General features: G+C 61.0%; 12 protein-coding genes. 6 read left to right on the forward strand and 6 right to left on the reverse strand.

What is annotated here, in order from left to right:
- Positions 1-177 precede the first annotated feature (177 nt).
- Together LF599_RS01990 and LF599_RS01995 are read right to left on the reverse strand one after the other, a co-directional pair.
- Positions 178-1,818 carry an AMP-binding protein gene (locus LF599_RS01990; protein WP_279522103.1) on the reverse strand — a complete coding sequence of 547 codons (1,641 nt, stop codon included), beginning with the start codon at positions 1,816-1,818 and terminating at the stop codon, positions 178-180.
- A gap of 10 nt (positions 1,819-1,828) precedes the next feature.
- Positions 1,829-2,389 (reverse strand): helix-turn-helix domain-containing protein, encoded by a 561-nt coding sequence (locus tag LF599_RS01995; protein WP_279522104.1) that lies wholly within the window; start codon positions 2,387-2,389, stop codon positions 1,829-1,831.
- 301 nt (positions 2,390-2,690) lie between these two features.
- Here LF599_RS01995 and LF599_RS02000 point away from each other — a divergent pair, with 301 nt between their 5' ends.
- From LF599_RS02000 to LF599_RS02015, 4 genes are all read left to right on the forward strand, one after another.
- The gene (locus tag LF599_RS02000) at positions 2,691-3,428 is read left to right on the forward strand and encodes a tetratricopeptide repeat protein (RefSeq protein WP_319023428.1); all 738 of its coding nucleotides are present in this window, start codon (positions 2,691-2,693) and stop codon (positions 3,426-3,428) included.
- 2 nt (positions 3,429-3,430) lie between these two features.
- Positions 3,431-4,084 (forward strand): ABC transporter ATP-binding protein, encoded by a 654-nt coding sequence (locus LF599_RS02005; protein ID WP_279522105.1) that lies wholly within the window; start codon positions 3,431-3,433, stop codon positions 4,082-4,084.
- Positions 4,081-4,863, forward strand: coding sequence for an ABC transporter permease (locus tag LF599_RS02010; protein ID WP_279522106.1), 783 nt, complete (start codon positions 4,081-4,083; stop codon positions 4,861-4,863). Before LF599_RS02005 ends, LF599_RS02010 begins: the two co-directional genes overlap by 4 nt.
- A gap of 2,105 nt (positions 4,864-6,968) precedes the next feature.
- Positions 6,969-7,427, forward strand: coding sequence for a glycine zipper domain-containing protein (locus LF599_RS02015; protein WP_279522107.1), 459 nt, complete (start codon positions 6,969-6,971; stop codon positions 7,425-7,427).
- A 48-nt stretch (positions 7,428-7,475) separates the two neighbouring features.
- On the opposite strand, the gene LF599_RS02020 is transcribed toward LF599_RS02015, so the two are convergent.
- Together LF599_RS02020 and LF599_RS02025 are read right to left on the reverse strand one after the other, a co-directional pair.
- A complete protein-coding gene (locus LF599_RS02020) occupies positions 7,476-9,044 on the reverse strand; it encodes a phospholipase D family protein (RefSeq protein ID WP_279522108.1) in 1,569 nt (522 codons plus the stop codon).
- A gap of 322 nt (positions 9,045-9,366) precedes the next feature.
- Complete coding sequence (locus LF599_RS02025; protein WP_269941011.1) at positions 9,367-9,843, reverse strand: DoxX family protein; 477 nt, start codon at positions 9,841-9,843, stop codon at positions 9,367-9,369.
- A gap of 266 nt (positions 9,844-10,109) precedes the next feature.
- Here LF599_RS02025 and LF599_RS02030 point away from each other — a divergent pair, with 266 nt between their 5' ends.
- Both LF599_RS02030 and htpG read left to right on the forward strand, forming a co-directional pair.
- A complete protein-coding gene (locus tag LF599_RS02030) occupies positions 10,110-10,718 on the forward strand; it encodes a MerR family transcriptional regulator (protein ID WP_279522109.1) in 609 nt (202 codons plus the stop codon).
- Between the two features lie 115 nt (positions 10,719-10,833).
- Complete coding sequence (gene htpG, locus LF599_RS02035; RefSeq protein ID WP_269941012.1) at positions 10,834-12,723, forward strand: molecular chaperone HtpG; 1,890 nt, start codon at positions 10,834-10,836, stop codon at positions 12,721-12,723.
- A gap of 241 nt (positions 12,724-12,964) precedes the next feature.
- Here the strand turns inward: htpG and dgt are convergent, their stop codons facing one another.
- On the reverse strand, positions 12,965-14,299 hold the full coding sequence (gene dgt / locus LF599_RS02040; protein ID WP_279522110.1) for a dGTP triphosphohydrolase: 1,335 nt from the start codon (positions 14,297-14,299) through the stop codon (positions 12,965-12,967).
- 156 nt (positions 14,300-14,455) lie between these two features.
- Positions 14,456-14,680, reverse strand: coding sequence for a flagellar biosynthesis anti-sigma factor FlgM (locus LF599_RS02045; protein ID WP_269941015.1), 225 nt, complete (start codon positions 14,678-14,680; stop codon positions 14,456-14,458).
- Positions 14,681-14,885: the final 205 nt, after the last annotated feature.

Here is a 14,885-nt window from a genome sequence, read left to right on the forward strand (position 1 = left end):
CATTCCTCCTGGAATTTGCCTCCGGTGGCCGGGATATCGTCCCTGCCCTGCGGGAAAGCCCCTTTCCCGCTTACGGGCGTGCCGCCGGATTTGCCCTACTCCCTGCCGAAACGGACGGCAAGGAATTCCGGGGGACCCTCCCGATGGAGGCGCCCCCCGGCAATATGCTCTATATGTCTACGCGTCGGGCCACAAATCCGTGGCCATTTCGCGAAGTTTGTATTTCTGGATCTTGCCCGACGCCGTCATGGGGTAGGCGTCCACGAAGGTCACGTATTTCGGAATCTTGTACCGGGAAATCTTGCCCCGGCAGAAGTCGATGACGTCTTCGACCTCCAGGTCCGCGTCATCCTTGCGGATGACGAACGCGCCGACCTCCTCGCCGAGCCTCTCGCTGGGGACGCCCGCCACCTGCACGTCGAGCACGCCGTCCATCAGGTAGAGGAACTCCTCGATCTCGCGCGGGTAGATGTTCTCGCCGCCCCGGATAATCATGTCCTTGAGACGGCCGGTGATGGACAGGTAGCCGTCCTCGTCCATGACGCCGAGGTCGCCCGAGTGGAGCCAGCCGTCCTTGTCGATGGCGTCCCTGGTGGCCTTTTCGTTGTTGTAGTAGCCCTTCATGACGTTGTAGCCCCGGCAGCAGACCTCGCCGGTCACACCGGGAGCACACTCCTCGTTGGACTCGGGGTCCACCACGCGGACTTCGATCTCGGGCATGGCCCGGCCCACGGTCTCGGTCATGTGCTTGAGGCTGTCGCCGACTACGGTTTGGCTCATGACCGGGCTGCCCTCGGTCAATCCGTAGCAGATGGTGATCTCGCGCATGTTCATCTTGGCGATGACCCGCTTCATGACCTCAACCGGACAGGGCGAGCCGGCCATTATCCCGGTGCGCAGCGACGAGTAGTCGAAACGCTCGAACAGCGGATGGTCGAGGATGGCGATGTACATGGTGGGCACGCCGTACACGGCGGTGCATTTTTCCTGGTCGATGGCACCCATGACGTCCAGGGGCACGAAATCCTCCAGGATGACCATGGTTACGCCGTGGTTGACCGCGGCCATGACGCCGAGCACGCAGCCGAAACAGTGGAACAGGGGTACGGTCAGGCAGAGCCGGTCACCGGTCACGAACTTCTGGTTCGCCCCGATCCAGTACCCGTTGTTGACGATGTTGTAGTGGGTCAGTTGCACGCCCTTGGGGAACCCGGTGGTGCCCGAGGTGTACTGCATGTTGACCACGTCGTGCGGATCGAGCGAGGCCTGTCGTTCGGCATACTGCTCGTCCGAGACCATGGCGGCCATGGCCTGCAGCTCGGGGATGGAGTACATGCCCCGGTGCTTCTCGTGGCCCAGATAGAAGACCCGCTTCAGGTGCGGGAACTTCTCGGTCCGGAGATGCCCCCTTTCCTGGGTGCGCAGTTCCGGCACCAGGTCGTAGGTGGAGGTCAGGTAGTCGTGGTCACGGTACTGGCCGATGATGAACAGGTTTTCGGTCTCGGAGTGCTTGAGCAGGTATTCCAGCTCATGGGAGCGGTAGTGGGTGTTGACCGTGAGCAGGATGGCCCCGATCTTGGCCGTGGCGAACTGCAACGCCACCCAGTAGGGCACGTTGTTGGCCCACACTGCCACCTTCTCGCCTTTTTGCACGCCGAGCCCCATCAGCCCTTTGGCGATGGTGTCGGTCAGCTCGTCGAATTCGGCATAGGTCAGACGGAAATCGCGGTCCACGTAGACCACGGCTTCCGTGTCCGGATATTTGTCGGCGGTCTCCTTCAGGAGGTTGCCGAGAGTTATTTCGCGAAGCGCCTTCATTCGTTCCCCCTTATTCCGGGAAATAGAGAACGGCGTAGATCTCGGCCTTCTCTTCTCCGCCGCAGGCCACGTTGTGGGGCACGATGGAGTTGAAGTAGATGGAGTCGCCGGTTTCGAGAATTTGCTCCTCCTGGCCGTAGCGGACCCGCAGCTTGCCGGAGTGGACCACGATGAATTCCTCGCCCTCGTGGGAGGACATGGCTTCATCCTTGCCCGACTCGGGCATGAGCTCGATGAAAAACGGCTCCATGTGGCGGTCGGTCTTGCCCTTGCCCAGGGAGTGGAAGATCAGCCCGGCTTCCTTGCCGTCCGGGTGCATGATGATCTCCTGTTCGCGTTCGTCCAGGCGGGTAATCAACGGATCGCTCGAAACCTGATCGTCCAGAAAGGTTCCCAATCGTACTCCTAGCGCGCGAGCCAGCTTAACCAGAGGCCGTAGAGAGGGGTACATCTCCTCTTCTTCGACGGCACGGATGAAGTTTTCGGACAAGGTGGTTCTGTTGGACAGATCCTCGATGCTCAGATTCTGCTTTTCGCGATAGGCACGAATCCTCTTCCCGATCGTAGTCATGTTCTTTCTCCGTTTTCGATGCCAAGGTGCTGGCGCAAGGTTTCTTCCGATTCGGCGGATCGCCGGGGACGTCCGTCGCTCCTGCCTTTAGCGGATATACGGCCGATTGTCACCTTTTGGCGAAATCGTCTCCCGGCCGGAGGGGAGCGGTTGCCTTCGGTTCGGGCGGGGTGTATCTTCGCCCCTCGCTTCGAAACACAGAGCACGAGGCAGCAAGGTGACCCCAGAATCCATTTATTTTCCGGACCAACCCCGCAAGGATTCGCGTTCCGGGCGCGCCGCGATCCCATCCGATGTCCGCGTGGAGAAAATCTCCGGCGCTTTTTCCACGAAGTCCGAGACCGTCGTGGGTTCCGGGGCGACCCGGCGCAAGGCCGTCAGGAAGGCCTACTGGTACGCCGAGGAGGCCGACCCGGCCGACGACGGCGTGCGCATGATTCTGGTCCGGCCCCTGAATGCGAACAAGGTTCCGTCCGGCTCCGGCGACATCGTCCCGCTGCCCGACTTCCTCACCCGCTTCAGCCCGGAGCTGGAGTTCTACCAGACCGAGGTTTACCCCCGGATACGCGAACTCGGCGACACCCTCGCGCGGGCCGAGGAACAGCGCGGCCGGGGCGCGCTCTATTCCGCGCAATTCGAATTCGAATCGGCCCTTGGGCTGGACGAGCAAAACATCCGGGCCAACTTCGGCCTGGGCCTCACCTACATGCAGCGGGGCGACGCCGAAAAGGCGGGCGACATCTTCAAGCGCGTGGTCTCCCTGGACGCGGCCTTCTCCCCCGAGCACAAGCATCTGTTCAACGAGTTCGGCATCAGCCTGCGCAAATCCGGGCTCACGGATCAGGCGGTGGAATACTACTCCCGTGCGCTGGAGATCGCCGATGATGACGAAAATCTCCGCTACAACATCGCCAGGGCCCAGTTCGAGCGCGGCGACGAGGCCGAATGCCGGGCCAATCTGATGAAGGCCCTGGAGATCGCCCCGCTCATGGACGAGGCCAATCGGTTTCTGGAATTTCTCGATAAGAGGAAAGGGTAGACATGCCCCTGGCTTTGGACCGAGTCTCTTTCGCCTATCCGGACGGCCCGGCCATCCTCAAGGACGCGGACCTGGTGCTTGAAACCGGCGGCTATCATCTCCTGCGCGGCCCGTCCGGAGCGGGCAAGTCCACCGTGCTCCGGCTTCTCTGCCGCCTTGAGGAGGCGCAGGACGGAACCATTTCCTTCAAGGGAGCGTCCATCCGGGACATCCCCCCGGCCGAACTGCGTCGGAGCGTGGCCTACGTGCAGCAACTGCCGACCCTGCTGCCCGGAACGGTGCGCGAGAATCTCCTGATGCCGTTCGGCTTCAAGGCCAATGCGCCGCTGACCCCGCCTTCCGACGAGGACATGGCCGGACGGCTTTCGGATTTCCTGCTTTCGGGCGTGACTCTCGACTCCCGGGCCGACAAGCTCTCCGTGGGCCAGGCCCAACGGGTCTGCCTTATCCGTTCCCTGTTGCTTTCGCCCGAGGTGGTCCTCCTGGATGAGCCCACCGCCTCCCTGGACGCCCACTCGGCCGGAGTCGTGCTGGACCGCGCCCGGGAACTCTGCGAAAGCGGCGTGACCGTGGTGATGATCTCCCATTCCGAGACCGTTCCCGAGGGCGTAACCCGCTTCATCTACATCGAAAAACAGGGGCTGGTGATGGCATGACCCCGCACATCATCGAGATAGGCCCGTTGCAGCTCGCCCTTTGCCTTGGGTTCGTGCTTCTGGCGGGCGCGACCTCCTTCGTGCATCGGCTCGGGCTGGGCCGCGACCTGGCCGTGGGCACGGTGCGCACGTTCGCCCAACTCTTTCTCATGGGCTACGTGCTCAAGTTCGTTTTCGAAGTGCGCATCTCCTGGCTGGTCCTGTCCATGTTCATTGTCATGGTGGCCGCCGCCGTGCACACCATCCGGGGACGGGTCAAGGAGCGGACCGTTTCCTTCGCCGTTCCCGTCTTTCTGTCCATGCTCGTGTCCTATTCCCTGGTTTCCATGGTCGTCACCGGGGTGATCGTGGGCGCGAAGCCGTGGTGGACTCCCCAGTATTTCATTCCCCTGGCAGGCATGATCGTGGGCAACTCCATGACCGCCATTTCCATCTGTCTGGACCGGCTCTTCTCGGACCTCAGAAACCGCCGCAACGAGGTGGAAATGAAGCTCGCCCTCGGCGCGGACTATCGCGAGGCGTCGCGGGAAATCCTGGCCGGAGCCATGCGCGCGGGCATGATTCCGTCCATCAATTCCCTCATGGCCGTGGGGCTGGTCTCCCTGCCCGGCATGATGACCGGCCAGATTCTGTCCGGCACCGACCCGCTCATCGCCATCCGCTACCAGATCGTGGTCATGCTGATGCTGGTGGCGTCCACCGCGATGGGGTCGTTGATCGTCACCAATCTCGTGCGGAAGCGGTGTTTTTCCCAAGGGCAACAGCTTTTGTTGCGATAATCCTCGGACGTTTTTTTCTGTAGGAGTTTGGTTGCGGGGGAGGGGATTTTTTTTCGGGATGGTGCACCAGCTTGTTGAGGCTGTGAGAGCCAGTGTGGAGGCTTTGCCTCCTCAGCTTCCATGCCCTGCGCGGGCGGCGGATCTTTTTTGCTTGCCCAAAAAAGAACCAAAAAAGGGCCTTGCGCCAGCTTGGCCGCCCGCAGGATCTTCGGCAAGAATCCGATCCGCTCGGGTCGGCTCCACCCGATCAAAAGTATAGGGCCTTCTCTGGTGGGCCGCTCTCCACTCTCACCAGCCCTTCCTTACTCGTAACAGGAGCCGCCGTCCCTTCGCGGTCGGCTTCTACGCCGCTGATCCAGGGCTGGGGTTGGGTTATTCTCCGCAGGAGCTTGGTTGCGGGAGAGGGGCCTTTTTGCCGGACGGTGCGCCAGCTTGTTGAGGCTGTGAGAGCCAGTGGGGTCGGCTTCGCCTTCCCCAGCTTCCATGCCCTGCGCGGGCAGCGGGTCTTTTTTGCTTGCCCAAAAAAGAACCAAAAAAGGGCCTTGCGCGAGCTTGGCCGCCCGCAGGATCTTCGGCAAGAATCCGATCCGCTCGGGTCGGCTCCACCCGATCAAAAGTATAAGTCCTTCTCTGGTGGCCCGCTCCCCACTCTCGCCCGCACTTTCTTGATCGTCACAGGAGCCGCCGCCCCTTCGCGGTCGGCTTCTACGCCGCTGATCCAGGGCTGGAGTTCGTAGTCCCTTTGAAGGTGCGCGGTCGCCTTTGGGCGTTCATTGGAGACCGAAGAGCCTGAAATAGGGCTTCCCGCGTTGGAAGACAGAACCTCGCTTGCGCGGGAGACGTTCGAAAGCCGGGGCCTAGAGCCTGTCTGAAGCGGCGAAGCGTAGGCCGACTGCGTCTGCCGGAGGCAGACATCCTGTCGGGCAGCGAAAGCCGCTACAGGCTCTTGGCCACTGCTTTCGTGAGTACGCAGGGCCAAAAAGCGCAGTTTTTGCTTCCTTTTTTCTGCGCCAGCAAAAAAGGAAGTCGCCGTAAAGGCGAAATAAAGCGTAAGGATGACGCGCGCCGTCGAACGCGAAGCGCGCTAATATCCACGCGCTACATCACGCTTGCCTTTGGGAGGGCCTTCGTTTCGCTCATGGGTGTTCCTTTGAGAACGAAGAACCTAAATGAGCCTTCCCGCGTTGGAAGGCAGAACCTCGCTTGCGCGGGAGACGTTCGAAAGCCGGGGCCTAGAGCCTGTCTGAAGCGGCGAAGCGTAGGCCGACTGCGTCTGCCGGAGGCAGACATCCTGTCGGGCAGCGAAAGCCGCTACAGGCTCTTGGCCACTGCTTTCGTGAGTACGCAGGGCCAAAAAGCGCAGTTTTTGCTTCCTTTTTTCTGCGCCAGCAAAAAAGGAAGTCGCCGTAAAGGCGAAATAAAGCGTAAGGATGACGCGCGCCGTCGAACGCGAAGCGCGCTAATATTCTCGCGCTACATCATACTCGTCTTTGCGAGGGTTTTCGTCTCGTTTATGGAAGCTCTTTCCGAGAACGAAGAACCTCAAATAAGCCTTCTCGCGCCAGAAGGCAGAACCTCGCTTGCGCGGGAGACGTTCGAAAGCCGGGGCCTAGAGCCTGTCTGAAGCGGCGAAGCGTGGGCCGACTGCGTCTGCCAAAGGCAGACATCCTGTCGGGCAGCGAAAGCCGCTACAGGCTCTTGGCCACTGCTTTCGGGAGCACGCAGGGCCAAAAAAGCGCAGTTTTTGCTTCCTTTTTTCTGCGCCAGCAAAAAAAAGGAAGTCGCCGTAAAGGCGAAACAAAACGTAAGGATGACATGCACCGTCGAACGCGAAGCGCGGTGTTATTCTCGCGCTACTTCCTTCTCCCCGCAAAAAAAACAGTACACCCGCAGCCCGCACCGCCAGGCGCTTTCCCTCCCCTCCCTCTTGGACGATTCTTGCGTTCCTGTGCGCACACAACGTGCGCACGTCTTTGCGGACTCATAAAATAATCAACAAATTCAATCTGCAATCAGTGGCACGAGCTATGCTCCTGTGGGATTGAGAGCAAGGCCGAGCGGCCTTTAACCCGAATTTGCCGTGAGGCTTCAGGGAGGATGAAATCATGAAGAGAACCATTTGGAAGACCGCCATATCCCTGGTGTTGATGGTTTCCCTGCTGGCGGGCTGCCAGACCACCCGGACGCAGAACGCCGCCGGAATCGGCACGTTGGCCGGGGCGACGCTGGGCGCGTTGACTTTCAAGAACAAGGTGTCCGGAGCGGCCATCGGCGCGGGCGTCGGCCTGCTGGCCGGGTACATCGTAGGCAACGAGATGGAAAAGGCCGACCGCGCGCGGCTTTCGGATACCTTGGAAACCACGCCGTCCGGCTACGCCACCGAGTGGGTCAACCCCGACACCCGGACCCGTTATGAAGCCATTCCCGAGCCGCCCCGCGAGTACGCGGACGGCCGTGTCGAGCGCGACGTGACCATCAACGCCCGCATGGCGGACGGCTCCACACAGACCGTGTACGGCAAGGCCTACCGCCAGCCCGACGGCTCTTGGCAGCTTGTGCAGTAGGGGGAAAGAGCGGGGTCGCTGTGGCGCGGCCCCGTTTGCGCCCGGCGTCTACAGTTGCGATTCGATGGGGAGCAGGCTCAGAAATCCCGTTCCGAACCGTTTCCAGAACGAGGCGTTCGGTTCGGAGCTGTATATGATTTCCTTTCCGTTCTCGAGGGTGCTCCAGCGCAATCGTTCGTGGCCGCTTTTGTCGGTTACGAGCGTCACCTTGTATGCGTGTTCGGCCAGTTGCAATTCCACCCCGTCGACGATGGTCCCGGCCATGGCCGAGGAATGGAACACGACACCTATCTCCGTGTTTTCGATGGAGGAGCGCGGGTCGAGGTTCATGGACCCTATGAAAACCGTTTCGCGATCAAGGACGAACGTCTTTGAATGCAGGCTTGCGCTTGATGATCCGAATAGCTTTTGCGATGAGCGTTTTTCACGTTCTTTGAGGGAAGGCTTGAGTTCGTATAACTCGACACCTGCCTTGAGAAGCGCCAGCCGGTAGCGGGAGTAACCGGCGTGGACAATGGGCACGTCGTTCGATTCGAGGGAGTTGGTCAGAATACGGACCTTTACACCCTGTTGGGTCAAGGATTTCAAATATCTCACGCCAGATCGACCCGGGACGAAGTAGGGCGACACCAGGAACAATTCCTTGGACAGGGCTTCGAAATTCGGCCCGAGCCTTGAGATGAGATGGAGATCGCGCCTTTCCCGTTCATTGGAGAGTTTTTCGGGGCGGTCGTACACGGCCGTTGCCTGTCCCCATTCGAATGGGAGATCGGCGGGAGTGTCCACTCGCAGGATTTTGGCGTTGCGGACCTTGGCGAGGTAAGCTTGATGGCGTTCTTCGCTGTTGACGACCGCTTCGAGACGGTCCGCCCGCTCGGTTGCCCCCTGCGGGGTCGGCATGTCTTTGAGGAGGACCTCCGCCGGGTACGCCAGGTCGCTGTTCCAGTATTCGTCGAAGGAAACGGAGACTTCCTTGACGACGTCTCCCACACACAAAACATCGAGGTCGTAAAAGGCCACGTCGGACCCGGCGTTGAAATACTGGTCGCCGATGTTGCGCCCGCCGAGGATGGCAAACTGGTTGTCGGCGATGAAGCATTTGTTGTGCATTCTTCGGGTCACGTCGCCGAAGCGCGTGATGAACTGGGCCATCTTGCCGATGTTCCGTCCGAACGGGTGGAACAGCCGGACCTCGAAATTGGGAAGGGCGCTGAGAGTCGCTGCTTCGGCGTCCCTGCCGAAGAGGTCCAGGTCGTCCACCAGCAAGCGGATCCGGACGCCTCGCCTGCTGGCCCTGACGAGCGCGTTGGTGAATATCTGGCCCGTCATGTCGTCGTGGAGGAGGTAATATTGAGCGTCGATGCTCTTTTGCGCGGACTCCGCGAGGAGAATCCGGGCGGCAAAGGCGTCGATCCCGTTTGAGAGAAGGAGAAGACCGGACTCCCCGATGTGCTGCGCCGTCAACGCCTGGGACGCCTTCCCCAGGGGGGTGCCCTGGGTGTCGGTCAGGGCGTGGGAAACCGGTCTTTCAAAATCTTTGGGCAGCGATGCGCATCCCGCCAGGATGGCCGACGCCGCCAGGGCGATGAGTGAGAGCCTGATCGTCGATTTTACCATGCTACCCCGTTTCAACCGCGGCCCCGCTGTTTAGGGAAATCACCATCGCTTCGGTCGGGCCTTGTCCGTTGCTTCCCGTAGCGCAGTTTCTCGCCATGCCTTGCCGATAACGCTTCCCGGTTCCCGTATGGGGTGAAAAAAATTAGAACGGGGATATGTATTATTACATCATGACGTGAATTGCGGCAACACGATTAGCCGGGGACTCCCAGGCTGCGCAGCGAGGCTGCCCGTTCGGGCTGGAGGCTCGGCGCGATTGGGGCTAAACCGGCACGTTGGGCCGGACGCCTTGTCTTTTCGGGGAGTTGCCGGTGACTGTTATCTAGCGGGCTTTGGTGAAAAGTCGGCCGATCGGCCTGGGCCGGAATCCGGCCGCGCGGCGTTGGAGATAGAGGAGTCCGCAAGCGGCGAGCATGAAGCAGTCCCGGATGAGGGCCATCAGGGGACCGGAGGGCGCGTTGTCCGTGTTCTTTGGGGTGCCGAAGCAGCCGCAGTCCGCGTCGAGCCCGATGTGTAGGGCGTAGATCAGAATTCCCATGAACACCAACAACTGTGCGACAATGAGGGACAAAGCCCCGCGTACGTCGAAAACGAGGGCGAGACCGGAGAGAACCTCCACAATGGGGATGGCATAGGACAGGAACCCGGCCATGCGCCAGGAAACCAGGCCGTAGATGTTGATGGTCACGGCGAATCCGTCGGGGTTCATGAGCTTGAGCGTCCCGGCGTAGACGAAGAGCAGACCGAGGATCACGCGGACGACTGTGTATAGCGGTTTGGAGGCGATCGGCGATTTCATGGGTCTCCCTTTGGGGCTGCGCAAGGATGCCACGCACCATAAATGGTTCCTTGGTCGAGTGCAAACAGGAACCGGAGACCGATGGCCGGCCCGCAAAGTCTAGAAAAAATCAAGAATATCAGCCGGAACAGGTTGCGGTCTGTTGCGGTTGTGAAAAACCTTTGTGAAATGAGTTAGATGGGATATGCTATTCCTTGTAGATAGACGGGATTTCCGGTACTTCAATGGAGAACGACCAAGATCGCAATCCGCGAAGGGAGCGTGACATGACTGGCAAGAAAGTGCTTTCCGTGGCCGAGATTGCCCGTGAACTCGACCTGCCCGAATCCACGGTGCATTACTGGAAGAACAGGTTTGCCCAGCATCTGCCCAGTGTGGGGCGCGGCCGCCAGAAGCGTTTCCGGCCCGAAGCCGTGGATATTTTCGCCGCCATCTCCCGACTGCTGAAGGAAGGGCACACCGCCCGCGACGTCATGGACCAGCTCGCCCGGGATTACCCGTTGCAGGCGGACGCCGTACCCGTGTCGGCGGACGGCGGGCAGCCGCCCCTTCCGGCCTCGGGGGGGATGGAGCAGGTCATGGGCATGGCTTCGGCCATCGGGCTTGAGATCGCCAGGTCCGTTGGCGAGGGCATCCGCTCGGCGCTTGAATCCGGGGGCGGGACCGCGCCCGACGTTTCCGACATGCGCCGGGGGCTTGAGGAAGCCGCCTCGCGCATATCCGTGACCATGGAGGAGACCGAGGCCCTGAGGGCCGAGAACCGGGCGCTCAAGGAAAAGCTCGCGGTCATGGAAGCGGAGATGGTCCGTTTGCGCAAGGATCGGCGTGAAATGGAAAAATACCTGCTTGACAAGATAAAATCCGTATCTACTTAGTCCCTGTTCCCGGGATGCCATTCCCGAACACACTCTCTCTGAATAAAGTCCCGCCGGGTGCGCAGTCGACGCATCCGGCGGGCGTGCATTACATTCCATCCGGAGGTATTCTTTCATGGGCAGGAAAACCACCCACAAATTCAAGGCTGAAATTAGCCAACTCCTCGATATTCTTGTGCACTCGCTGTACACCAACAAGGAAATATTCCTTCGGGAGTTGATCTCCAACGCGTCCGACGCTCTGGAAAAGGTCCGTTTCAAGACCCAGGCCGAGGGCAATGCCGAAGAACTCGCCCCGGAGATTCGCATCTCCTGCGACGCGGACGCCAAGACGCTGACCGTGACCGACACGGGCATCGGCATGACCCGCGACGAGCTGATGCAGAACATCGGCACCATCGCCCACTCGGGCACGGCGGAGCTGGCCAGGCTGGCCGAAGAGGGCAAGGAATCGCTCGATTCGCTCATCGGCCGGTTCGGCGTGGGCTTCTATTCCGTGTACATGGTCGCCGACGAGGTCACCGTGACCACCAAGTCGTTCGACTCCGAGGCCAAGGCCGTGTCCTGGACCTCCGACGGCCGCACCGACTACAAGTTGCAGGACTTGGACGAGGACCGTCCCCACGGCACCGAGATCACCCTTCGACTGAAGGATGACGAAGCCTCGCAGTTCACCAATGAGGCGCACCTCAAGCAGATCGTCAAGAAGCACTCCAACTTCATCAATTTCCCCATTTACGTGGGCGACGAGCGGGTCAACACCATCCAGGCCCTGTGGCGCGAGCCCAAGTTCCAGATCAAGTCGGAGCAGTACGCGGAGTTCTACAAGTTTCTGACTTTCGACTCCGAGGACCCCTTCGACACCTTGCATACTTCGGTTGACGCGCCCGTGCAGTTCAACGCCCTCATGTTCATTCCCAAGGACGGCGGCGACCCGTTCGGCCTGGGCCGCGAGAACCGGGGCCTGGACCTGTATGTGCGCCGGGTGCTCATCGAGAAGCAGAACAAGGACCTGCTCCCCGAGTACCTGGGCTTCGTCAAGGGCGTGGTCGACACCGAGGACCTGCCGTTGAACATCTCGCGCGAGACCCTGCAGGACAACCTGCTCATGCGCAAGATCAGCTCCACCCTGGTCAAGCAGGTGCTCGATCATCTGACCAAGATGGCCAAGGACGACGCCGACCGCTATGCCGAGTTCTGGCGCGCCCACGGCGAGCTGTTCAAGGCTGGCTACATGGATTTCCTGAACAAGGACAAGTTCGCCGGACTGGTCCGCTTCAACTCCTCGTCTCTGGACGACGACAAGGCACTGACCTCGCTGGCCGACTATATCTCCCGGGCCAAGGAGGAGCAGAAGGAAATCTACTACGCTTACGGCCCGAGCCGCCAGGCCCTGAGCCTTTCCCCGCACCTCGAAGTGTTCCGGCGCAAGCATCTGGAGGTCCTGTACCTCTATGAGCCCATCGACGAATTCGTCATGGACGCCCTGCGCGAGTACGAGGGATACACCCTGGTCTCGGCCGAGCACGCGGACATGGCCAAGCTCGACAAGTTCGAGTCGGTGGAGAAGGAGGACAAGCCCGAACCGCTGTCCGACGAGCAGAAGAGCGAGCTGGACAAGCTGCTCGCGCGCATGAAGGAGGCGCTCGGCGACGCCGTGACCGAGGTCAAGGCGTCCACGAGGCTGTCCGAGTCCCCGGTCTGCCTGGCCAACCCGGACGGCAACGTGACCTCGTCCATGGACAAGATCATGCGGGTCATGAGCAAGGACACCTCCATTCCCAAGAAGATTCTGGAGGTCAATCCGGACCATCCGCTGGTGCGCAACATGCTCGCCATCATGGAGCGGGACGAGAGTGACCCGTTCATCGAGCAGGCCGCCAACCAGCTCTTCGAATCGGCCCTGCTCCTGGAAGGCTACCTGACCGACCCCCACGCCCTGGTGGGCCGCGTCCAGGATCTGCTGACCAAGTCGAGCGGCTGGTACGTGGCTTCCGGCAAGTAGCCTCGTCGAAACGACTGAATAATGAAACGGCCCCGGACATGTCCGGGGCCGTTTTTTGTGCTTCAGGGAAAGCCGGGGCCGCGCAGATTATAACGGCGCGCAGCCTGCGGGCGTGTTAGGTTTGAGGCGATAGTCGATTCCATACCCTGACCACGCCCGCCCTTTCAGGCCGGGCGCGAACCTCCTTACGGGGAGCGGTCGGCTCAATCGACGCCGGGCCGGCCGTTCCCGCCTCCGAAGTCTAGTAACCCATCCCCAGCAGTTTGCGGCACAGTTCCGTGGCGTAATGGTCGGTCATGCCGGAGACATAGTCCACGATGGCCATCATGACGCGGTACTGGCAGAGCTTGTCGTCCTTGGGAATGGCGTCGATGATTTCGTCGCCGAGGATGGTCTTGATCTTCTTGTTGGCGGGTGAAAGTTCAGGATCACAGAATCCGTCCACGTCGACCATGGCCTGGTCGAGGAGCCTGCCCAGGGCGTTTTGGGCGCCCAGTTCGAGGATGGCCTTCCGGCGCGAGAAGAATATCTTGCCCGAGATGTTGTCGTAGACGTCGTGGATGCGGCGGCAAATGCCGTTTTCCGATTTTTCCATCAGGCTGGATTTCTTGTCGAAGCTGCCGGTCATGATGTCGTCGTAGTGCGTCTGGAAAATGGCGGCTGCCTCATCGGTCGCGGCGGAGATGAGTTTGGCCCGCAACAGGCTGTTGCGCTGCCGGAAGTGCGCCTTCCACACCCAGTCGTACCGCTCTCCCGGAGCGGTCGCGAGGTCCAGGTATTCCGCAAAGGATTCGAACATGAACCAGTCGTCCAGGATGTCCAGTTCCGTGGCGTCCTCGATGTCGATAATGCGGTAACAGATGTCGTCGGCGGCCTCGGTCAGGTAGGCCAGGGGCGGCCGGGACCACCTGTTGTCCAGGGGAATGAGCCCGAGGGCGCCGGCCACCTTTTCCATGGCGTCGGCCTCGGTCTGGAAATAGCTGAACTTGTCCTTTTCGGCGGCCAGGGATGACCACGGATATTTGAGCAGGGCGCCCAGGACCGCATGGGTGGGGCTTATGCCGGACTGGTGGAAGCCCGTGGACAGGAGCACGCGCACCGCCATGGCGTTGCCGTCGAATCGGGTGAAGTCCGATAGGCATTCTTCCGGGAGGTTCCCGAAATCGTCTTTTCTGCCCTTGAACCAGTCCTTGATGGCCTCCTCGCCGCTGTGCCCGAAGGGCGGGTTGCCGATGTCGTGGGCCAGACAGGCGGCCTGCACGGCCTCGCCCACGTCGCGTGGCTCCAGCCCGTCGGGCAGCTCTCCGCGTTTCTCAAGGAACGCGCCTGCCAGCTCGCCCAGGGTTTTGCCCACCGAGGCCACTTCCAGGCTGTGGGTCAGCCGGGAGTGGATATGGTCGTTCTCGTTCAGGGGGTGGACCTGGGTTTTGCGGGCCAGCCGCCGGAAGTGGTCGCTGAACAGGATGCGGTCGACATCGCGTTGAAAGGGGCTGCGGCTGCCCTTGTTGTCGCTTTTGTAACCGTAGCGGGTCGTGTCGAGCAGCTTGTTCCAGTCCATTCGGGTTTCTGGGCCCATGGTCGTTCCTCCGGGAGGCTTGAGGCGTTTTTTGACGAACGTTCTTTACTCATCAGATTATCCCGGGGCGGTCAACCTCCCGGACTCACGGAAAAAAGCGCGGGGCCGGGGCAGGGTTTATCCCAGCCCCGGCCCCGCGAGCCGGTCGGCTGAAATTTAGAGCGTCGGGTCCATTGCCGAGGTCAGCAGCCTGGCGATGTCCATGACGTCGGGCTTGTATTGGCCGGAGTTCACTTCGGCCTTGAGCCGGGCGATCTTGCTGGCGCGCTCTTCGGCGGTGTCCCGGTGGCGGCCGGAGCACACTTCGTCGAATTCATCGAGCACGTGCTCGGTCTCCATTTTGCCCGCGGACAGTCCGCGGCGGTTTTCATAACCCTTCATTAACCCCTCCCTGGGTTATTGAAGTCAGCGGGAAGGGCGGCTCGGCGTCCTCCCCCGGTGTTTCCCCCATCCGTTGCGTCAGCCCCGGCCGCGTCCCTGCGCCCGATGCCCTGCACAACCGTGCGGATGCGTTCTCCGCGCAACCGGACCGGGCGCACGGAGTTGCTACTCTTATCGGACGCCGGACGCGAATGCTTAGGGGGGC

It is taken from the genome of Pseudodesulfovibrio thermohalotolerans, from assembly GCF_021353295.2.
GTDB lineage: Bacteria > Desulfobacterota > Desulfovibrionia > Desulfovibrionales > Desulfovibrionaceae > Pseudodesulfovibrio > Pseudodesulfovibrio thermohalotolerans.